The sequence below is a fragment of the Streptomyces sp. NBC_00370 genome (genome assembly GCF_036084755.1).
Taxonomy (GTDB): Bacteria; Actinomycetota; Actinomycetes; order Streptomycetales; family Streptomycetaceae; genus Streptomyces.
The window spans coordinates 3,577,414-3,596,655 of the sequence record NZ_CP107968.1; the positions used below are offsets into that span (position 1 = coordinate 3,577,414).

At 68.5% G+C, this 19,242-nt stretch carries 18 protein-coding genes and 3 pseudogenes; 15 read left to right on the plus strand and 6 right to left on the minus strand.

The window, feature by feature from the left end; all coding sequences use genetic code 11:
• Window positions 1–309: 309 nt before the first annotated feature.
• Both OHS57_RS15875 and OHS57_RS15880 read right to left on the minus strand, forming a co-directional pair.
• Window positions 310–1,860, minus strand: coding sequence for a site-specific integrase (locus OHS57_RS15875; protein WP_328582359.1), 1,551 nt, complete (start codon window positions 1,858–1,860; stop codon window positions 310–312).
• Window positions 1,857–2,537 (minus strand): helix-turn-helix domain-containing protein, encoded by a 681-nt coding sequence (locus tag OHS57_RS15880; RefSeq protein WP_328582360.1) that lies wholly within the window; start codon window positions 2,535–2,537, stop codon window positions 1,857–1,859. Before OHS57_RS15880 ends, OHS57_RS15875 begins: the two co-directional genes overlap by 4 nt.
• Before the next feature lie 94 nt (window positions 2,538–2,631).
• On the opposite strand from OHS57_RS15880, the gene OHS57_RS15885 reads away from it, so the two are divergent.
• From OHS57_RS15885 to OHS57_RS15905, 5 genes and pseudogenes are all read left to right on the plus strand, one after another.
• Complete coding sequence (locus OHS57_RS15885; RefSeq protein ID WP_311304223.1) at window positions 2,632–2,862, plus strand: hypothetical protein; 231 nt, start codon at window positions 2,632–2,634, stop codon at window positions 2,860–2,862.
• A gap of 233 nt (window positions 2,863–3,095) precedes the next feature.
• Window positions 3,096–4,409 carry a DUF3631 domain-containing protein gene (locus OHS57_RS15890; RefSeq protein WP_328582361.1) on the plus strand — a complete coding sequence of 438 codons (1,314 nt, stop codon included), beginning with the start codon at window positions 3,096–3,098 and terminating at the stop codon, window positions 4,407–4,409.
• Window positions 4,410–4,832: 423 nt separating this feature from the next.
• Window positions 4,833–5,705 (plus strand): DUF2637 domain-containing protein, encoded by an 873-nt coding sequence (locus OHS57_RS15895; protein WP_328582362.1) that lies wholly within the window; start codon window positions 4,833–4,835, stop codon window positions 5,703–5,705.
• A gap of 388 nt (window positions 5,706–6,093) precedes the next feature.
• The gene (locus OHS57_RS15900) at window positions 6,094–6,495 is read left to right on the plus strand and encodes a plasmid mobilization protein (protein WP_328582363.1); all 402 of its coding nucleotides are present in this window, start codon (window positions 6,094–6,096) and stop codon (window positions 6,493–6,495) included.
• Between the two features lie 4 nt (window positions 6,496–6,499).
• Window positions 6,500–8,199: pseudogene (locus OHS57_RS15905) on the plus strand (mobilization protein).
• A gap of 48 nt (window positions 8,200–8,247) precedes the next feature.
• Here OHS57_RS15905 and OHS57_RS15910 read toward each other — a convergent pair.
• Window positions 8,248–8,454: pseudogene (locus OHS57_RS15910) on the minus strand (hypothetical protein); the annotation flags it as partial.
• Between the two features lie 80 nt (window positions 8,455–8,534).
• Complete coding sequence (locus OHS57_RS15915; protein ID WP_328582364.1) at window positions 8,535–9,383, minus strand: TRADD-N-associated membrane domain-containing protein; 849 nt, start codon at window positions 9,381–9,383, stop codon at window positions 8,535–8,537.
• Window positions 9,384–9,892: 509 nt separating this feature from the next.
• Between OHS57_RS15915 and OHS57_RS15920 the strand changes: the two genes are divergently transcribed.
• The 10 genes from OHS57_RS15920 (at window position 9,893) to OHS57_RS15965 (ending at window position 17,893) form a co-directional block, all read left to right on the plus strand.
• Window positions 9,893–10,555 (plus strand): HAD-IA family hydrolase, encoded by a 663-nt coding sequence (locus tag OHS57_RS15920; RefSeq protein ID WP_328582365.1) that lies wholly within the window; start codon window positions 9,893–9,895, stop codon window positions 10,553–10,555.
• A 108-nt stretch (window positions 10,556–10,663) separates the two neighbouring features.
• Entirely contained in the window at window positions 10,664–11,866 is a 1,203-nt protein-coding gene (locus OHS57_RS15925) for a helix-turn-helix domain-containing protein (protein ID WP_328582366.1), read from the plus strand.
• Window positions 11,867–12,054: 188 nt separating this feature from the next.
• Window positions 12,055–12,498 carry a hypothetical protein gene (locus OHS57_RS15930; RefSeq protein ID WP_328582367.1) on the plus strand — a complete coding sequence of 148 codons (444 nt, stop codon included), beginning with the start codon at window positions 12,055–12,057 and terminating at the stop codon, window positions 12,496–12,498.
• A complete protein-coding gene (locus OHS57_RS15935) occupies window positions 12,495–12,701 on the plus strand; it encodes a hypothetical protein (protein ID WP_328582368.1) in 207 nt (68 codons plus the stop codon). Before OHS57_RS15930 ends, OHS57_RS15935 begins: the two co-directional genes overlap by 4 nt.
• Before the next feature lie 50 nt (window positions 12,702–12,751).
• Entirely contained in the window at window positions 12,752–13,636 is an 885-nt protein-coding gene (locus OHS57_RS15940) for a glycosyltransferase family 8 protein (protein WP_328582369.1), read from the plus strand.
• Window positions 13,633–14,553: a phosphotransferase family protein gene (locus tag OHS57_RS15945; protein ID WP_328582370.1), complete on the plus strand. Its 921-nt coding sequence runs from the start codon at window positions 13,633–13,635 to the stop codon at window positions 14,551–14,553. Before OHS57_RS15940 ends, OHS57_RS15945 begins: the two co-directional genes overlap by 4 nt.
• Entirely contained in the window at window positions 14,550–15,287 is a 738-nt protein-coding gene (locus OHS57_RS15950) for a glycosyltransferase (RefSeq protein ID WP_328582371.1), read from the plus strand. The genes OHS57_RS15945 and OHS57_RS15950 overlap by 4 nt, the downstream gene beginning before the upstream one ends.
• 14 nt (window positions 15,288–15,301) lie before the next feature.
• Window positions 15,302–16,216 (plus strand): PIG-L deacetylase family protein, encoded by a 915-nt coding sequence (locus OHS57_RS15955; protein WP_328582372.1) that lies wholly within the window; start codon window positions 15,302–15,304, stop codon window positions 16,214–16,216.
• The gene (locus OHS57_RS15960; RefSeq protein WP_328582373.1) at window positions 16,213–16,827 is read left to right on the plus strand and encodes a dTMP kinase; all 615 of its coding nucleotides are present in this window, start codon (window positions 16,213–16,215) and stop codon (window positions 16,825–16,827) included. Before OHS57_RS15955 ends, OHS57_RS15960 begins: the two co-directional genes overlap by 4 nt.
• Before the next feature lie 7 nt (window positions 16,828–16,834).
• A complete protein-coding gene (locus OHS57_RS15965; RefSeq protein WP_328582374.1) occupies window positions 16,835–17,893 on the plus strand; it encodes a glycosyltransferase in 1,059 nt (352 codons plus the stop codon).
• Here OHS57_RS15965 and OHS57_RS15970 read toward each other — a convergent pair.
• Window positions 17,863–18,906 carry a phosphotransferase gene (locus OHS57_RS15970; protein ID WP_328582375.1) on the minus strand — a complete coding sequence of 348 codons (1,044 nt, stop codon included), beginning with the start codon at window positions 18,904–18,906 and terminating at the stop codon, window positions 17,863–17,865. The two genes, OHS57_RS15965 and OHS57_RS15970, sit on opposite strands and share 31 nt — an antisense overlap.
• Window positions 18,899–19,125: pseudogene (locus tag OHS57_RS15975) on the minus strand (hypothetical protein); the annotation flags it as partial. The gene OHS57_RS15970 and the pseudogene OHS57_RS15975, both read right to left, overlap by 8 nt.
• Between the last annotated feature and the right edge of the window lie 117 nt (window positions 19,126–19,242).

Below are 19,242 nucleotides of genomic sequence, written 5' to 3' on the forward strand. Positions count from 1 at the left end.
GGCGTCGGACAGGCAACTTCCCCTCGACCGCGCCCCTACAGGGCACCCCCACTCCTGACATGCATGAGCGACGTGTGAACGGACAGCTCCAGCACCAGGTGTCACGAGCAGGACCGAGTGCATAGCCGCATGGCGCTGACCAGGCCGAGGACAGCACCACGCGGCAGACTCGGGCACTACTCGGCGAGGATTCGATCCCAGCTCATAGAGCGGGTGTCGCAGTTTCGAAGCCTGTGGGGGGCACGAGGCGTTACCGCTCTGTGATGCGTTCTCTCCCCCAGAGTGGGGGCCTTACTCGGCCTCGAACTCCTACTCCGCACCGTCGGGCTCGGCCTCCGCTTCGGGAGCGGTGTTCTCAGGGGCTGTGCGCGCTCGCGGCACAAGCCGGGCCGCAGCCTCTGCGATTGCCAGATCCGCTTCGGGGAGCAGGCTCGTGTACGTGTCCGACGTGATGGTGATCGAGGAGTGGCCGAGCATTTCCTGGATGTCCTTCAGGCCGGCACCGGCTGCGTGAGCCAGGGTGGCGGCACCGTGACGGAGGTCGTGGAGCCGGATCGGCGGTAGACCGAGTTCCTCGTGCAGTTCGATGAACCGCCGTGTGACGTTGGCAGGGTGGAGCAGTTCTCCGTTCTCGCGGGTGAAGACCCTTCCGGTCTCCACCCAGGCGCTCTCCCACTCCTTGCGGTCCTTGTCCTGCTGGGCACGGTGCCGTGTGAGGGCCTGGACCGTGTCGGAGTCGAGGGCGATGGTGCGCGCTCCGGCGTCCGTCTTCGGGTCGTCCTCGTACACCTCCCAGCCGTTCACCACGAGTTGCTTGGCGACCGTGAGGAGCCCGGCGTCCAGGTGGGTGTCGGTCCACCTCTGACCGCACGCCTCGCCTCGCCGAAGTCCGCGGAAGGCGACCAGGTGAAACAGCGCGTACAGCCGGTCCTCGGCTACATGGTCGAGGAAAAGGCCGGTGTGTTCCGGCGTCCAGACCATCACCGGCGAGGGCTTCTCGCCGGTGCGCTTCCAATGGAGGATGCGCTCCTCGGTCCACACAAGCGCCTTGGGGCGCCTGCCGGCCTCCAACTCGACGTGGGAGGCCGGGTTGAATGTGATCAGCTGCTGAGCGATCGCCGCGTTCAACGCGGCCCGCAGCGTCGAGCGAACACGTTGCCGCGTCGCCGGACCGACGATGCGACGGTAGGGATCCATCTCGGCGATGGCCGCCTTCATGGCCTTGCGTCGGGATCGGGGATCGCGTCCCTTCCATGGGATCTGTGCAAGGTCCTCGAACGCCTTGCGTCGTGCGGCGTTCCCCTCGGCGATCTCGACGTTGGCCTCGGCTATGGCCTCGAACATCTCCGAGAGGTGAGTGACCCGAAGGCGGTCGAGCCGTACGTGCCCGATGCGCGGCTGAAGGTGGACGCGAATATTGCTCTCGTCGCGGCTGATTGCACTCTGCCGCCCCTTCTTGCCCGCCAGCCAGATGTCCAGCCACTCGCCGACCGTGAGGCGGCTGGTGAGGTCCAGGCCGTGGCTCAGGCGCCGACGGGTCGCCTCGATGTCCGGTAGCGGAGCCTTCTCGTCTGCCACCTTCTCCAGCAACTCGGCAATCTGATCTAGACCTTCGGAGTCATCAGAGTCGGCGAGGCCGAGAAGCGCCCGTATGTGGTCGAGGTCGACTTGGGCAGCCTTGATGCTCTCGTAGCCGGCACGGCTGAAGGATCGGCGGATTCCATCGGCTCGGGGTGGGAGCTCCTGGCGTATGGAGTAGGAGCCGTGCTTGCGGCTGGTGAGCTTGGGGCACTTCTTGCCGAGCGGCTTGCCGGTCTCGGCGTCGCGGCAGTAGCAGCGGCGGTGGGTGGATCCCTTCAAGGGCGTTCCTCCGTGGTGGTATCGGGGGCCCATTCGGGCGGGTCGACGTCGTGGAGTGCGGGTGGGAGATCGGGCGGGGTGGCCCCGTCGTCGAGGAGGTCTCGGCGGAGGTAGCGAAGGTTGTACTTCGCGGAGACGGCTCGGTCGGCGTACTCGGTCCGCTTGCGTTCGGCTTCTTCCTGCTGGGCGCGGCTGGTTGCCGTCTTGGCGGCGAACCGTGCCTGCTCTTCTTCGTCGAGCGCAGCGAGGGCGGTGCTCACGAGGCTGGCGTGAATTTCGAAGTCGGGCACGAGGCCGGCGTCGTGCCCCGGTACTTCCTGCTCGCCGGTGAAGCGCCGCAGGGCGTCCCAGGTCGGCACGAGGTGCTCGAAGGGGAGTTCCTGGGTCTGTTCGACGTAGCCGACCGGGAAGATCAGGCAGGCCGGGTATGTGTCCAGGGCAGCGGCCAGGACCAGGACATCCACCAATGGCAGGCCGGCCCTGCGGCCGGACTCCATGTTGGCGATCACGTTGCGTGGGATCGGGTGCCCGAGCTGCTCGCACCGGTCGGCGAGTTCCTGCGCGCTCCATCCCATCTCCTTTCGTCTGCGGCGGACTTCGCCGGCCACGTTCGCCTGGACACGGTCCACCCACTCCGGGAAGTCGTCCGCTTCATCATCTACACCGCGTTGTGTCATACAGACACATTAGCTTGTGGATTCTTATTGGTGGCTGCCTGGAGCCGGACGTGATGCCCGCGTTCGCCGACGGCTGTACCGAAGGGGATGGCGCATGCGCGAAAACACCACGGCGGGGTTGGCGAAGGGGATGAGCCGTGAGGACCTGCTGGCCCTACCGGTGGCCGTTGACCTCGAAACCAGCAACCGCGCCCTTGGGCTCGGGCGGAGCAAGGGGTATGAGTTGGCGAAGCGCGGGGCGTACCCGTGCAAGGTCCTGCGGCTGGGCAACGCCTATCGGGTCGTGACCGCGGATCTGCTGATCCTGTTGGGTCTGGCCGCGTGAGAGGGCGGGAGCGTAGCAGACGATTCTGCGCTGAGCTGACACAGAAATGCTGGACTGTGGCCGGGCGTGACCGTACTGTCCGTGGTCCCTCGCGGTACCTCAGTGCCTGCGGGAAGGGGGAGAGCCCCCGGCGGTGCAACGCCGGAGGCCCCGTAGCTCCCCAGCGATCCGATGAGAACCGACCCGGCGGAAAGGGCGGGCGAGCCCGCCACCGCCAGACGAGGAGCTGCCCAGTGGAACCCGAGGACCCCAAGGACTATTCCGAGCCCGTCAAGGCGAGCTGGCCCACGACCGCCATCCCTGGCCGGCCGGGTGCCCACCTGAGCGCTGCTCAGCCCGTGGACACCGATCCGGGCCTGACCGCCGGTTCGGCCGCCGACAGCGCCGCCGAGGCGCAGGCTCCGAGCGGGCTGGAGGACATGCCCGATGCTGAGCCGACGCAGGGCTCCGTGCTGCTGGAGGAACTGCATGCCCAGATAGCGCAGTTCGTGATCCTGCCGTCAGCGGAGGCGCTCGATGCGATCACCTTGTGGGTGGTGGCCACGCACCTGCAGCCCGCGTGGCAGCACGCGCCGCGTCTGGCGGTGGTGGGGCCGGCGAAGCGGTGCGGCAAGTCGCGGCTCCTGGACGTGCTGACCGAGACGGTTCACGAGCCGATGCTGACGATCAACACCACGCCGGCGGCGATCTTCCGCTCGATCACCGAGGAGGAGCCGCCGACCCTTCTCGTGGACGAGGCGGACACCATCTTCGGTACGCCGAAGCAGGCGGAGCGGAACGAGGAGACGCGTGGCCTGCTCAACGCCGGTCATCAGCGTGGGCGTTACGTGACTCGGGTCGTCGGTAACGACCACACGCCGCACAAGTTCGCCACCTTCGCCATGGCGGCCATCGCGGGGATCGGCGACCTGCCCGACACGATCATGGACCGGTCGGTCGTGATCCGGATGCGTCGGCGGGCCGAAGGGGAGAGGGTGAAGCCATTCCGCTCTCGTCGTGACATTCCTGCCCTGCACGAGCTGCGCGACCGGATAGACGCGTGGGCCCGCCCGCTTCTGGAGGAGGCCGCGATCCTTGAGCCGGACATGCCGGTCGAGGACCGTGCAGCCGACACCTGGGAGCCCTTGGTGATCGTCGCCGAGCTGGCCGGGGGGTCCTGGCCGCGCCGAGCCCGAGTGGCGTGCGCGCGGATGGTTGCTGCCGAAGTGGTCGCCGAGGAGGACAATCCCGGCGGCGCACGGATCCTCGCCGACATCCGTCGGATCTTCGCCGCCCAGAGGGAAGTGGACAGTCTCTCCACCGAGGAACTCCTCCATCACCTGCGCCAGGACCCCGAGGGCCCGTGGGCGGAGTGGGGACGCGGCGGGCTGAACGCCCGCGAGCTGGGCAGGCTGCTGCGGAGCTTCGGTGTGGGGCCGGGCAACGTCCGGATGGCCGACGGAACGCAGCGCAAGGGCTACACGCGCAACAAGTTCCTCGACAGCTGGCGGCGGTACTGCCCCACCGTCCACCCCCTCGACACCCACCCCGCCCCCGACAGGGGCTGAGGCCCACCGCCCTGGCTGCCGTCCCTGCCGTCCCTGCCGTGATCTCGCAGGTCAAACGGCCTGCAGGCGAGACGGCGACCGGGGGCAAGACGGCAACGCGATCACGACTACCGGCGGGGCCGCCCAAGACGCTGCCGAGATCCGTCTTTCACCGTCTTGTGCGTCCTTGCCGTATCAGTGCAGGTCACAGCCATGGGCGGCGAGACGGAAGACGCAATGCGCTGTCCCGACTCGGGACAGACACCCCTGTCCCGCCAGCCGGGTGCTGGCACGGCGAACCGCCTCCGCCGTACTTCGACAGAGCTGAAGACGCTGGTGGTACCACCGAGACGGAGAGCCGGAGCCGCTGCCGTACCGCCCTGACCTGCACTTGCAACGGCCAAGACGCCAAAGACGCACCACACCACCCCCAGGAGCACCTGCTTGTCCACCCCTCCCCTCTCACCCCTGCACCACGACCAGCCGAGCAATCGGACGGCCGAAGGACGGCCAGCAGCGTCCCAGGGTGCTGCCGAGCGATACGCGCTCATCGCGGCCGGCATCGTCATCGTCGCCCTGACCGCCGGAGCGTTCTGTCTCTCCTACGCGCACCTGGCCGATGTCGCCGGGCAGCATGGCCTGGGAGGTTCACCGGTCCGCCGCTGGGCATGGCCCGCGACCCTGGACGCGTTCATCGTCGCGGGTGAGCTGCTCATGCTCCGCGCAGGGCTGCGCCGGGTCACCGACCGATGGGCCATCGCCGTGACCGCCATCGGTTCTGTGGGCTCCATCGCCTTGAACGTTGCCGGGGTCAGCGGCACACGCGATACCGGTGACGTTCCGTTCCTCGATTACGTGGTGGCCGCGGTTCCACCGGCAGCCGCAATGGTGGCCTTCGCCGTACTGATGCGGCAGATCCACCAGCTCGTGGACCAGCACCCGACCGCAGGTTCCGGGCAGGTGTTGAGGGCATCGGCCACCACACCCTTCCGCTCCGCCGGAATACCAGCGGAGCCAGCAGAACCCAGCGAGCTCACCGAGCCACCGGTCGCCGTGCCCGCTTGGTCTCCGCAACCTCCTGCGGAGGTTGCGGAGACCAAGGCCCGCGGTGGCCGCCCGCCCGGCGCCCCGCTCGGGGATCTCGTGGAGATCGGCAGGGCTGCCTGTGCTGAGCAGGGAAAAGCCACCCGGTCCATTGTCCGGAAGGCAGTTGAGGACAAGGGCCTTCCCATTTCCAGCGAGCGGCTGACCGAGGTGACGAACGTCCTCCGGAACGAACTCACAGCCTCCGCCGAAAGCGGTCCAGCCAGCGGCTGACCAGGAACCTGCCGGGTGACCGGAACCCGTTCCGGTCACCCGGCCCAGCCGGTCACTACTGGCTCATCACACCTATGGACGGGTCCGTGTGACCGCTCGTAGCTCGCGGGCCCAAGAGCCCGCCCCACCTTCGTCTGGAGCATCACTCATGACGCACGACCCACACCGCAGTAAGGAACCGATACCGCTGACGAAGTCGCCTGTGCTGACGGAACGTGTGCGGCAGGCATTCGGACGGGCTGCTTCCGACGGAGCAAGTTGTCGGGTAAGGAGTCCTTACCCGTCCTCCGCCCCAGGGGAGGCGGAGGCATCCGGCGCCGAGGCGGCACCGGAGTCGGCCGGCCCCGGGGAGCCGGCCGGGTCAGGAGGCACCAAGCCATCGTCGAGCGTGCCGCAGCAGCCAGCGCCGCGTCGCCGTCTGCGTGACAAGCAGTTGCGCGAGCGCCGCGTCCACCCCCGCTACAACGACCACGAGTTCGTCCTCGTCAAGAACGCCGCTGCTCTGAGCGGCATGGCGACCGGTGGCTACGTGGCCGAGTGCTCGCTCGCCGCTGCCCGTGCCGGCGACCCCACCGCAGCTGTTGCCGACTATCGCGCCATGGTGAAGACGCTCATGGCCGCCAACGGACAGCTCGGCAAGATCGGCAGCAACCTCAATCAGCTCACCCATCACCTCAACAAGGACGGCGCATGGCCCCACCCCGCCACCGTCCAAAAGCTCCTGGCCCGCGTCGAGGCGTCCATCGACGAACTGGACACCGCCATCGCCCAGGTCACTGAAGCCCGGTGAGCCAGTGATACCCAAGATCATCCTCAGCGCGGGCCCGAAAGCCACACAACGCACCATCGCCTACCTCTTCGGCAAGGGACGGGCCAACGAGCACACCGACCCACACCTGGTGGCCTCCTGGAACGGCTTCGCCCCCGACCCCGGCCGCAGCCCCCACCGCGACCCGAAGGATGTGGAGGCCCAGCTCGTCGCACAACTGGATCAGCCCGTGAAGATACTGGGCGACAAGGCACCCAGGGACACCGTGTGGCACTGCCCCGTCCGCGCCGCGCCCGAAGACCCGATCCTCAGCGACGGGCAGTGGGCGGACATCGCCCGCCGGATGGTGGCCGCCGCCGGCATAGCCCCCAACGGGGATGAGGAAGCCTGCCGCTGGGTGGCCGTCCGTCACGCCGACGACCACATCCACATCGCCGCCACCCTCGTACGCCACGACGGCCGCCGTCCCGAGCGCGGCTACGACCAGCGCGCAGTCCAGCGTGAGGCCCGCTCGATCGAGGCCGACTACGGGCTCCGGCGGTTGAAGCCGGGAGACGGCACCGGCGCCATGCGCCACACCAGCAAGGAGCACTTCAAGGCCAAGCGCCTGGGCCAGGGCGCCGCCGCCCGCGACGTCCTGCGTCTGCGGGTACGCCGCGCGGTTGCCGCCGCGTCCGACGAGGCCGAGTTCTTCGCACTGCTGGAGAACACAGGAGTGGCTGTGCGCTTCAAGCGCGGCCCCTCCGGTGATGCGCTCGGCTGCAACTTCGCCCTGCCCCACGACACCAACGACAAGGGCGAGCCAGTCTTCTACGCGGGCTCCACCCTCGCCCCCGACCTGTCTCTGCCCAAGATCCGCAAGAGCCTCGCCACCACCAGCCCCGAACCGGTCACCATCCGGCCGGGCAACCCATGGCACCAAGCCACCGCCGCCGCGGAACGCATCCCCCACCACCTCACCCACGGCGACGACCAGACCGCCCAAGGCCAACTGGTCCTACTCGGCGCAACGCTGGATCTACTGCCGATCAACGCACCGACCGCGGTGAAGGCCGAACTGGAACGAGCCGCTGCCGCCTTCGAGCGCGCCACCCGCTCCCGCATCGCGGCCGACCTCGCCAGCACCCACGCTCTGCGGCGCGGAATCCAAACGATCTGGCGAGACCGGCCCTCGGACGGCGACGGGTCCGGAATCGCCATGCTGCTGGACACCGTGCTCACGGCAGTAGTGCTCGCCATGCACTGGCACCGCACCCACCAGCACGCCCAGCAGGAAGCGGCAGCAGAACAGGCTCTCGTACACCTTCAGCTCGCGTACGCCCAGGTCGCCGAGCCGGTCCTGACCGGCCTCGCGCAACGCGCCCCCAGCCCCCAGATGAAGCACCGCTACGCCCACCACCTCCAGCAGGCCGTGCCGGAGCACGCCGAGCGCATCCTCAACGACCCCGCCTGGGACGCACTCACCGCCGTGCTCGCCGAAGCCGAGGCTGCCGGACACAACGCGACGACCGTGCTCGTTCAGGCCCTCGGGCAGCGCACCCTGGACGACGCCCGCAGCCCCGCCCGCACGCTGACCTGGCGCATCCGCCGCCTCGGCGACCGTCACGCCCCTGGCCCCCGCGCCCAGGCGGCCAGGCACGCAGCACCACACAACGCGCCGCTGCTCCCGTCTACCCGGTAGCAGCCCCTCCGCCGCCGCAGGCACCGCCAGCACGGCGGCGCTGATCAGGCTGGTGCGGACAGCTTGGGAGTAAGCAGTTCCAGCGCCTCTTCTCAGCGGTACTGGTCCGCGCCACCGCCGGCCTTCGGCTTGTGGGGCTCGTACGAACCGATCAGGACGCCCATCTCGCGCAGCAGCTCCAGGCTCTGGCTGTATGCGGGATGGGCGGCCTGCGCCGAGTTCAGGTAGGGCATGACGGAGGTAGGGATGCCGAAGCCGTCGCCTGGCAGTCCGTGAGCTGGTGGTCGACATATCCGCCCGCGATCGCCGCCGGAACTGCACTCAATCTCTCGATAGCAACCCAGTCCGGTCGAGAGTTCCTGACCGATGAAAGAAGGCGTTAGGAACCGCTTGGAGGCGTTTCATCCGTTGGCGAGGACTCAGTGTTCGCGCCAACGGCTTCATCCGGGCTATCGGCCGCCACCGACGCGTCTAGTTGACCACCAACAAGTTGCAGAGCCATCTGGGCCCGCACCTGGTTGCGAAGAGGTTCTTCGCTGATGTTGTCGGATAGCACACCGGCGGCCTTCAGCCGACGGTCGAACCGGCCGTCATCACGGAGCATCACGCCTTGCGCACCCATGTCTCGACGCGTGCGGTTGGACTGCAGGAAGAAGACTCCTGCCAGAAGATCGATGACTGCTCCAGCGGTCTGCGTCACGATCGCTGCGTACCGGCTGCCGTTGCTGTCGGCGTGCACGATTGCCAGTCCGACCCCAGTCAGGAGAACCGCTGAACCGACCATGCCGAAGACAATGCTGACGAAGAAGCTGACCTTGGCCTGGGCGAGTCCGTGGGAGTAGATCTGGGTCAGCATCGACGACTGCGCGTCCGGGCCCAGGAGCGGTGCGGTATTGCCGTTCTTGGCACCTGCGTGAGACGCCCCGGGCTGGATGTAGACCTGGGACTCAGCGCCATAGACGTGGACGTGGGGAAGGTCGGGGTCTTCTACGTGGCGACGTGCACTTTCTGCCTCGCTGGCGAAGGAGCGGCTCGCCGCCCATAGCAACGACAAGATCACCCCGGATACTCCGAGGAGGACGGAAGCGGTCGTGGTAGCGGTATCAAGCCAAGCACGCTTCTCAAGGTCGTCGTAGGAGGGGCCGTTGGCCTTTAAGAATGCCCAAGAAGCGAAGGCGACCACCACCGACAGCACAATCCCGAGGGCGGCAACCAGGGGCGTGCGCACTCTACGCACGAGTCGTTCCGTGGTCGCAGGTGAAGGAGACGGGGCTTCTTCACCTGTCTCTGGTTCTGTCCCGGCCAAGGTCTGTTGTGCCTTTCTCGGAGATGCACTGCACGCATTGTGCGGGCTGGCGGACATTGATTCTGCGGTTCCCGCCCGGTCTCCGCCATACCAATGTTCGTTTCGTTGCCCGCTCTCACTCCTGGGAGCGAGGCCAAGGAGGCTGGCCCCAAGGCGATCACGGGTGTCATGGTCAACGGCCAGCCGTTCCGACGTATGGCTGGGCGGCTCTGGCCTGGGGCAACGTGGTTTGACGGCAAGGGCCAGCGCCGACTGGGCCGCCGTCGAAGGGCGACTGTCTGCCTGAGCAGCGCTTCCGATCCCCGGGACTTGCCCGCCCCGGCCGCCCCGCGCAACTCGTTCGGCAGAGCTGGCGAAACGAACGGCGCTGAAGGAGCGCAACATCTCGCTGTAGCGTCGTCGTTGAGTTCGACGGAGAGGAACCCCGCAGCATGCCGCAGCCCAAAGACACCGCCCATCACGACGCCCCGCGCGGGCTCATCCTGGACTTCGCCGGCGTACTGACCGGGGATCCCCGCCCCGTGCATCGCGCCTGGTGCGAGTCCGAAGGGCTCCTCGCCGAAGCATGGCGGGCGACCCTGAACGACCATCCCGAGGGACGACGGCTGTACACCGCCCTGGAGATCGGCCAAATCGGCCAGGCCGAGTGGAACGAGGGGACTGCCACCCTGCTCGGCGCACACGTTCCCCCGGAGAACCTGATGGGACGCGCCTGGGCGAACGTACCGCCGGCCCGGCGCATGGCCGCGCTCGCCCGCGCCGCCAAGGATGCCGGATACCGGCTGGCGCTCCTGTCGAACAGCTTCGGACTGGAGCCCTTCAACCCTTACGCGCATGCGGGCGTTTGGGACCTGTTCGATGTCCACGTGGTTTCGGAAGTGGTCGGTCTCGCGAAGCCTGACCCGGCGATCTACCAGCTCACCCTGGACCGCCTCGGCCTGCCGGGGCCGGCCTGCGTCTTCGTCGACGACCACCCGGTCAACCTTCCGCCCGCCGAGGCCCTCGGCATCACCTCCGTCCTCGCGACGACGGAGAACGAGACGGTCGACGAGCTAGAGGACCTACTCGGGGTGAACGCGGTCCTTCCCGTGTAGTCACTTTCCAGCCACCCCGCCAACTCGCCGTCATGCAAAGGGTGCACGCTCCTGTGGTGAAGTGGGTACGGTCCAAGCCTGGCTTGATCGGCCCGGGGAGTTACTGCCATGCAATGGTCGGAATACACCACCGCTGAACGCCTCAAGACCCTCCGCAGCGGGATGACGCAAGAACAGCTGGCGGAGGCGGCCGAGGTATCGGTTGGTGTCGTGCGGAAGCTGGAACGTGGCGGCACCGCTTCTCTTCCCTCCCTGCTGGCCATCGCTTCCACGCTCGGCACCGACATCGCCGTACTTCTCGGGCAGCAGGCACCTCGCCGCTCGATGGATCGTGACGAGCGGGCAGCCCTGCGAACTCTCTCGGCTGCCACGCACGACGCCGCGATCGGCATCCCCGCCGACACCGAACCGGGCACCGTCACCGAGCTGCGTGCCGTCGTCCAGCACGCGGACACCGCCTACTGGGCTGGCCGGTACACCGAACTCGGCACCCTGCTGGCGGCCCTGCTGCCAGAGGCTCGTGCTCGGTACGACGCCGTCGGCACCGGCGAGAGAGAAGCCGCGGCCGGTCTGCTGGCCGACGTCTTCCAGACTGCGGGCATGGCCGCGAACGTCTGGGGTTCGCGCGACCTCGCCTACGCCGCCCTCACCTACGGGCGCCAGATCGCTGTCCAGGCCGGCGACGACCTGCGCGAGGCGCACCTCGCCGCCACGACGGCGTGGGTGAACCTCCGTGACGGGCGTACGGCGCAGGGCTTCGCGCTCGCCGCCGCCCGAGCGGAGCGGATCGAGCCCAGGATGTCCGAGCACGACCCCGACCGCCTGTCGGTGTACGGGCAGCTCGTCACCAATGCAGCCGTGGCCGCGTCGCGGGGAGGGGCTTCCGCCGACACGGCACGCGAGTACCTGTCCCAGGCCCACGCGGTCGGCGCCCGCCTCGGCAGCGAGTACGCGCGCGGTGGCCACGCCCAGCCGTACGGTCCGCTGTACGCCGCCACCCAGGCCATGAGCATCGCCGTTGCCCTGGGCGATACGGCGGGGGCGCTGCGGCTCATGGACACCGTCCGACTGGACGAAACGGTCCCGCTCGCGACCCGAGCCCGCTATGGGCTCGACGTCGCCCTGACCCACGTGGAGTGCCGTCGGTGGGACCGGGCTGCTGACACCCTGGAGGCGGTCTGCACCATGGCACCGGGATGGGTTCAGCACCAGATGCTGCCCGGCGTGATCATCTCGCGGCTGGCAGGTGTGTCCGTGGGCCGACTTCGCGGACTCGCGCACGCAGCCGGCGTCCCTTTGGGCGTGCGCTGACCACCCACCACCACGACCCGTAGCAGTTCGGCGGTCAGGAGTTCGCCGACTGCCACGCTCCGTGACAGTCCGAACCCCGCTTGCGAGCTCTACCGGTACGGGGTGTGGCAGCCCAACCGGTCCCGAACCTCCGCTGTAGCAACGGCCCGTGTCTGTTGACCAACGGTCCGTCCCAGCACGCTTGTGGCATGCCGAACTCCTCGTCCGGCGGCCTCGGACACGTTCCCGTCGCCGTCTACTCCTGCGCTGTCGAGCCCCCTGCAGTACGCGAGGCCGAACTTCGTGCTCGCCACTACTCCGACGCACGCCACTGGCACGTCGCCGGTGTCTGGTCCGACGACGACCCCACCGTGCCCCTGGACACCCGGTTGGGCTGGTCGGCCATCACGGGGTCTCTGTCGTCCGGCCTGGTCCGCGGCATCGTCGTCGCCGGAGCCACACACGTCGCCGACGACGCCGCCCAGTTCGCCGCACTCGGCGTCCTCATCCGCGATCGTGGCGGATTCCTGGCCGAGGCGACGAACAGCCCCTCCCGCCACACGCCCGGCCAGCACAACCGTCGCCGGATCCTCTTCGAGGCGGCGGCCGGCTGGACGCCGTGGAGGCGCCTCGTCCCTGGGAGCGTCCAGTGAGTCGCGTACGTGCGGAGATAGGCGATCTCGTCCGGGACGGCACCGGACCGCAGGCGATCGTGACCGACATCAAGCAAGGGCGGACCTGGGTCCTGCGTCGACCGGCTGGCGGCATGTCGCACCAGTGGGAGACCGACGACCCTGACTCCCTTCACGTACTGGAGACCCGCACGTCCCGGTTGGAGCGCCAGCGAGACAAGTAGCGAGCGCCCCCACAGACATCCCATTCCTGCCTCTGGAAGGCGAATCCGCTGTGTACGCATTCGGCTTATGCCTCGACCAGCGCTACCTCGTCCCCGGCATGGCCGCCATCACCGCCCTCGCCGACAGCCTCACTCCCCGAGCCCGCCGGGACGTGGCGCTGCGCGTACTCACCCTCGACCTGACTCCGCCCGAGGCCGAGCTCCTCTCGCATCTGGCGCGACGGGTCGGCTTCCGCTCGTTCGACCTGGCCCACCGCTCCCCGCTGCGGACCGCGCGGATGGCGGACTCCTCCTACATCAGCGTCGCCACCTACCTGCGGTTCGAGTTCACCGCCGCGTTCGTCCGACGCCCGTATCTGATCTACCTCGACGCCGACACTCTCGTGCGAGGCGACCTGAGTGCACCGCTGAACGACTTGTGCCTGGGTGACGTCGGCGCTGTACGGGACGAGTTCGGCCCGTCCGTGGGTGACAGCCACGCCTTGCCGGGTACCGCAGAACGCTGGCCGCACTTGAAGGGCAGGCCGTACTACAACGCCGGCCTGCTGTGGGCCCACGCCGCCGACCTGCCACGGGTGCGTCGCGGAGTCGGCCACGCACTGGTCCGGATGCGCCAGCACATCCATCACAACGACCAAGACGCCCTGAACCTCTGGCTCCTCCACGCGGGCCACGTTCGATCAGTCGGCCCCGGATACAACCGCTTCGAGCTCGGCAGGTTCCTCGAACGCGGCAACTGGGCCCGACGCGTCGTCGCCCGCTCTCCGCTTCCCGACACCTCCGCACCCCTCATCCACTTCGTGGGACCCGAAAAGCCATGGCAGGCCGACTGCCCCCGCACCGAGGAGGTCCAGGAGTACCGCACCCACCTGCGACGCACCATGCGCCACGTCCGCGCCCTGGGTTTCGCCCCCGAGCAACCGGAGCTCCGATGACCACCTCACCCCTCGCCGCACCCGTCCCGCCGATGGTCTCACGCGCCTGCAACCTGCTGCTGGCAAGCCCCGTCAAAGCCGCCGAACGCCTGGCAACCGGCTCTCGTACCGCGGTCTACCGCGTCGCCCTCGCTGTCGGCTCGAACGTGATCGTGAAGCTCTACTCCCACACCGCACGCCGGAACGCCCTCACCGAAGCCGCAGCGATTCGTGCGGTCTCGGCCGCCGTGCCCGTACCGCGGGTACTCGGCTACGGCACCACCTCCACTGCCGGCGCCACCGCGCTGGTCACCTCCGACTTGGGCCCCGGCACCCTCGGCTCCGCCGTGCGCTCGGGGAGCGTCCCGCGCCTCCAGGCACTCAGGGACCTCGGCACGCTCCTCGGCCGCATCCACGAGGCACCGGTTTCCGCCACCGCTCCTCGGCGTCCCGTGATCGAAGCAGTCGCCTCCCTCAGTCGACGCTGCCCGTCCGACGTACTCGACCGGCTCGCACCCGCCCTAACCATCGTCACCGACCCCCTCGACGAGGCGTCCGTCGTGTGGTGCCACGGCGACCCCCACCTCGACAACGTGGTCCTCTCCGGAACCCGGCAGACCCGTCACTTGGTCGACTTCACAGACGCCACGCCCGGACGCCGGGAAGCGGACCTGGCGCACGCCCTCGTCATGACGGACGCCCACTCGCAATGGGACCGACACGCCCTCCTCGGCGCCTATCCACACGCCCTGAACGACACCCATCTCGCGGCATGGTCGGCCTTCCTCACCGTCAGCTGCTGGACCCACGCCAGCCCCGGCAACAGCCGGACCGCTTGGTCCAACCGGTTGACCGAGCTGTCCCGTCGAACGCCACACCTCTTCCGGCCCCACCCGGGGCACTCCCACGCACCGCACGCGAGAAGGAGAGCCCGATGACCAGCCCAGCCCCCGGCCTGACGGTAGTCATCCCCGCCCACAACGAAGCCGCCTACCTGCCCCGCTACCTCCCCACCGTCCTCACTTCCCTCGCGCACTGGCAAGCCGCAAGCGGTGAGCAGGGCGAAGTCATCGTGGTCGACAACGCCTCCACCGATGCCACCGCCGAGATGGCCGCCACCTTCGGGGTCCGAGTGATCAGCGAGTCGGTCCGCAGCATCGGCCGGGTACGCAACGCAGGTGCGAACGCTGCGCGCAGCCCCCGGCTGTTCTTCACAGACGCCGATGTCGCCCTGCCCGCCGAAGCGATCAGCGCGGCAGCATCCGCGCTGGACACCGGAGCCGTCGGCGGAGCGATCCCGCCCCTCTACACGCCGGACCGGCTCGGAGCACGACTGTTGTGCGCGTACTGGGACCACTACCGCGCCCGCCACGGCGGCGCGCAGGGAGTCGCCCAGTTCGCCACCGCCGCCGCGTTCAAGGCGATCGGCGGATACCGCGAGGACCTGCTCATGAGCGAGGACGTCGACCTCTTTGCCCGCCTGACCGCCCACGGCCGCATCACCGCCGCACCGGTCAAGATTCTGGACGACCTGCGAGTACGCCCCTCCACCCGCCGCTACGACCAGTGGTCGAGCCTCCGGATGCTGTGGTGGCAGAACCCGATCACCGCTCGCCTTCGGCTCAGCTCCCCGCGCATGTGGCGCCACTGGTACGAGACCACCGTCCGATGAGTCAGGAGCCCCGGATGAACGGCACGACCGCCCTCACCGACACGTCCGCACCGTCGGTTCCCATGCCGATACCGGACGCGACGGGGATCTACACCTTCCCCGACGACCTCGACCACGCCCACCACCAGTGGACCCACCAGCTCCTCACCCGCCACCAGGCACACGACCACCAGGTCATCGAGCTGATGGCCCCGCACAGCGGCCGGCCCCACTTCATCGAGCTGCGCCGCCCGACCGGCCGCCCCGTTCTCGCGCTCGAACCGCACCACGACGACTTCGCGCTGTCGGCTTCCGGGACCTTCCTCGCCCACCCCCGCCCGCTCACCGTGGCTACGGTCTTCACCCGCTCCACCAGCGTCCACCCGTCGCTGGAAGACGCCTACAGCACGGAATCGGCGGTCTCGCGCCTGCGCGATCGAGAGGGTGCCGCCGCCCTGGCCCCGTTCGCCGCAACCCGCCTCGCCCTCGGCCACAAGGACGCGGAACCTCCGTACCGCCCCTACGACGAAGGCCGCCTCGCGCAGATCACGGAGGAACTCCGCGCGATCGTCGCCGCCCACCCGGACGCCGAGCTCCTCGCCCCCGCCGCCGCCACCCGCCACCCCGACCACCTGCTGGTGCACGACGCCGCTGTCCGCCTCGGATGCCGGTGGTTCTGGGAGGACCTGGCGTTCTGGTCCACCTACGCTCTCGCGGGCTGCGACCAGCATCTCTTCCGCTCCCGAACACGGGCCGCGCTCGTGCCTTCGCTGGTCGACGTCACCTCGGTGGTCCTCGACAAGTGCACCGTTCTGCGAATGCACGGCTCACAGATGTACCCGGCTCGGAAGATGTACCGGCCGATCCGGCACGCCTGGACCGCCGCCGCCGATCTCCCGAACAGTTCCGGCACGTACGCGGAGCGCTTCTACCGGACGGAGTCGTCATGAAGGTCATCGCGATCGAAGGTCCCTCGTACGCCGGGAAGTCGACGGCGGTACGTCACTTGCGCAGGCGCGGCTACGGGGAGCGGGCCTACATCGCGGACTGCTACGTCAAGCAGATCGGCCGTCGGGACGCCGTGCCCCCGGCGCGCACCGCGTCTGCGGCCGAACAGGTCGCCGCCTTCGAGACGTTCATGGCCGTCGAGAAAGCGCGCGTCCACACGGCACTCGCAGCCGCGAACCCCGTGGTGATCCTCGACCGCTCTGTGGACACCCTCCTCGCTCATGCCCACGCCGTCGACGCCCTATTCGGCTACGCCGTCCAGCACCAGCTACGCGACCGGCTCCAAGTGCTCCCCCACCTACGCCCCCACCACACGCTCTACCTCGACGTGCCCACCGAGGTACTCGGCCTGCGCCGCAAAACCGCAGGGCACACGGCCACCGAGCCCGACTACTTCCTGCACGAGCCCGCCTTCCTCACGCACACCCGCGACTACTTCCTCGCCCGCGCACAGCCTCCCGTTTCCCAAGAGGTCACCGTGATCCCTGCCGACACCAGCCCAGACGGCATCGCCCAGGCAGTGGAAACCCTCATCTCGTTCTGGACCAGGTGACCCGCCCATGCCCACTGCCCTCTTCGCCTGGCGCCGCACCCCACCACCACTCCTCATCGGAGGCGCCGAAGTCACACAGCAACTCCTGGCCGAAGAACTCGCGGTTGCCGGCTGGCAGGTCGTCTACCTGGGCTCTCACCAGGCGCCCTGGGACCAGACCACACAACTCCCCCAGCTACGAAGCCTGCTCGATGCACGTCAGACCCCATACGAGGAGGCCAAGGGGGTGCTCCGCTACCGCTGGAACGGAGTGGACTGCATCGCCGCACCGCAGCATCAAATCGGCACCGCCCTGCACGAGCTGCTGACCGGCCTGCGCCCCGATGTTGTGTTCACCTCTCAAGAGGGTGCGGCGGACCTCGCCGAACAGGCCCGGCCTTCTGCGTTCGTCGCAGGCATCCTGCACTCCGTATCGAAGACCGGCCTCGGGGTCCTGACGGGACGCCCTCAATACGGCCTGGCTGTATCGAAGTTCGTGCTCGGCCGAGCACGCCACCACCTCGGTACACGTCTCGCCGTCTTCTACCCGCCGTTCGTGCAGCCCTCGCCTGGTACAAACGTGCTGCGGACGGAGGCGGTGCTGATGGTCAACCCGATCCCGGCGAAAGGTTCTGCCCTCCTCCACGAGGTCATCCGCATGATGCCCGAGCAGCACTTCACGCTGGTCGAAGGCTGGTGGCACAACGCCGAAGATTTCGCGGCCTACCCGAACGTGGCCTACGTCCCTCGCACCTACGGCATGGACGCTCTCTACCGAAGCCATCGCCTGCTGCTAGTGCCATCCACGGTGGAGGACGCGTTCCCCCGGGTGATCGTCGAAGCCGCGCTGCACGGCACCCCCAGCATCGGCAGCGCCAGAGGCGGCATCCCGGAAGCCATCGGCCCACACGGAATCGTCTTACCTCACACGGCGGGACCACGGGCCTGGGCGAACGCCATCAACGCTGCCGACCATCACGCCCTCGGCCAGCAAGCCCGAGGCCACGCGGCGCGCCTCACCCGCCCCAGGCTGCCAGAGCTCGAAGCCCTCGGGATCTACCCTGCGGCGAACGCGTCCTCGACCTGATCGAGCCGCTCCGTCCACCAGTGCAGCAGCGCCTCGTCCGCCGTGAAGAGATCATCGAACGAGAATTTACCGCGGTCGTAATGGAACTCCAGCTGCCAGAAGTCCGTCATCCGCTTCCACCACAGCCGACGGGCACCATCAGCCAGCGCCGACGTCTCCAGCGGCACCACCGAGCGGTAGCCACGAACGAACTCTGAGACCCGCGCGAGGTCGAACACCCCGTCCACACCGAACTGCACCTGGGCCGTCCGCACGACCTCCTCGGCGTACGGTCGGACGCCGACACGGTCCCAGTCGAGGATGGCAGCCAGATCTCCGCCCTCCCACAGCAGATTCCGGTACTGGACATCGCCGTGCGTCCACCCGTGGCGGCCCGCAGGGACCCCGCTCTGTGGCCGGCGACCGGCGTGCTTGCTGATCAGTACACGGCGCTGCTCCAGGGCGGCCATCGCCGCCACGTCGAAGCCAGTGCAGGCGCCCTTGTTTCCCACCGCTCCGGACAATCGCTCGGCCTTTTCCACTGCCCGCTTCGGCGTCGTCACATCGGCGGGCACCGTTTCCGGCACCGCGGGCAGCATGCCTTTGTCGCGGGCCCGATCGAGCCCTTCATGGAGGCGCCCCAGGTGCACCCCCAGGGAAGCGGCCTGGGACAGGCTGAGGTCCACACCACGGAGATGGCTGCCAGTCACCCATGGAAAGAGGCACCAGACACCGCCGCCAACCTCTGCCACCAGAGAGCCGGAGGCGGTAGGGACGGGAGCACTGGCCGGGATACCATCAGAGGCCAGCGAATCCAGCACGCCAAGGTTGCGCACCAGCCGATCGTGCGACACGTCGGTGACCCGCTTGAGTGCGAACACCCCGGCTGCGGTGTCCACCTTCCAGTTCTCGTTCATCAGTCCATCGGCGAGATAGCGCCTCTCGCGCACCTCTCCAAGGCCGAAAGTACTGGTCAGCTCGACGAAGACGCTGTCAGGGATATCAGTGCTGTTCTTCGCGGTGGCATCAGTCACGCGAAGGACGATACGCGGAGCCGAGGCCCCCAGATACGAGCTTCACAGCACGCCGAGGCCACACCTCACTGGGGCTCAGCCTCGCAGTGTCAGGTGCGCCTGCAGTGAGTGCGGGGAGGTAGCGCTCGGCGTCCAGAGCCGCCGAGCGCCGCTGCCGGCTGCGGTGATGGCCTGCCTATAGGTACGGCCCAAGACATAGCCTGCACCGAAGACGCCGGGGTTTTCGTCCGCAGCCGTTTGCGTGAACGGACGGAGAGTTGATCTCCGACATGTCTCCCACCCGATCAGCATCATCCGGCACGAAGTCCAGGCCAGCCTTCCCCGCGTCATAAGGCT

What these genes read in the sequence shown, in the direction of transcription:
- OHS57_RS15925 (WP_328582366.1), top strand. Translation starts at nt 10,664, where the DNA reads ATGCAATGGTCGGAATACACCACCGCTGAACGCCTCAAGACCCTCCGC.
- OHS57_RS15945 (WP_328582370.1), top strand. Translation starts at nt 13,633, where the DNA reads ATGACCACCTCACCCCTCGCCGCACCCGTCCCGCCGATGGTCTCACGC.
- OHS57_RS15930 (WP_328582367.1), top strand. Translation starts at nt 12,055, where the DNA reads ATGCCGAACTCCTCGTCCGGCGGCCTCGGACACGTTCCCGTCGCCGTC.
- OHS57_RS15960 (WP_328582373.1), top strand. Translation starts at nt 16,213, where the DNA reads ATGAAGGTCATCGCGATCGAAGGTCCCTCGTACGCCGGGAAGTCGACG.
- OHS57_RS15920 (WP_328582365.1), top strand. Translation starts at nt 9,893, where the DNA reads ATGCCGCAGCCCAAAGACACCGCCCATCACGACGCCCCGCGCGGGCTC.
- OHS57_RS15880 (WP_328582360.1), bottom strand. Translation starts at nt 2,537, where the DNA reads ATGACACAACGCGGTGTAGATGATGAAGCGGACGACTTCCCGGAGTGG.
- OHS57_RS15885 (WP_311304223.1), top strand. Translation starts at nt 2,632, where the DNA reads ATGCGCGAAAACACCACGGCGGGGTTGGCGAAGGGGATGAGCCGTGAG.
- OHS57_RS15955 (WP_328582372.1), top strand. Translation starts at nt 15,302, where the DNA reads ATGAACGGCACGACCGCCCTCACCGACACGTCCGCACCGTCGGTTCCC.
- OHS57_RS15950 (WP_328582371.1), top strand. Translation starts at nt 14,550, where the DNA reads ATGACCAGCCCAGCCCCCGGCCTGACGGTAGTCATCCCCGCCCACAAC.
- OHS57_RS15965 (WP_328582374.1), top strand. Translation starts at nt 16,835, where the DNA reads ATGCCCACTGCCCTCTTCGCCTGGCGCCGCACCCCACCACCACTCCTC.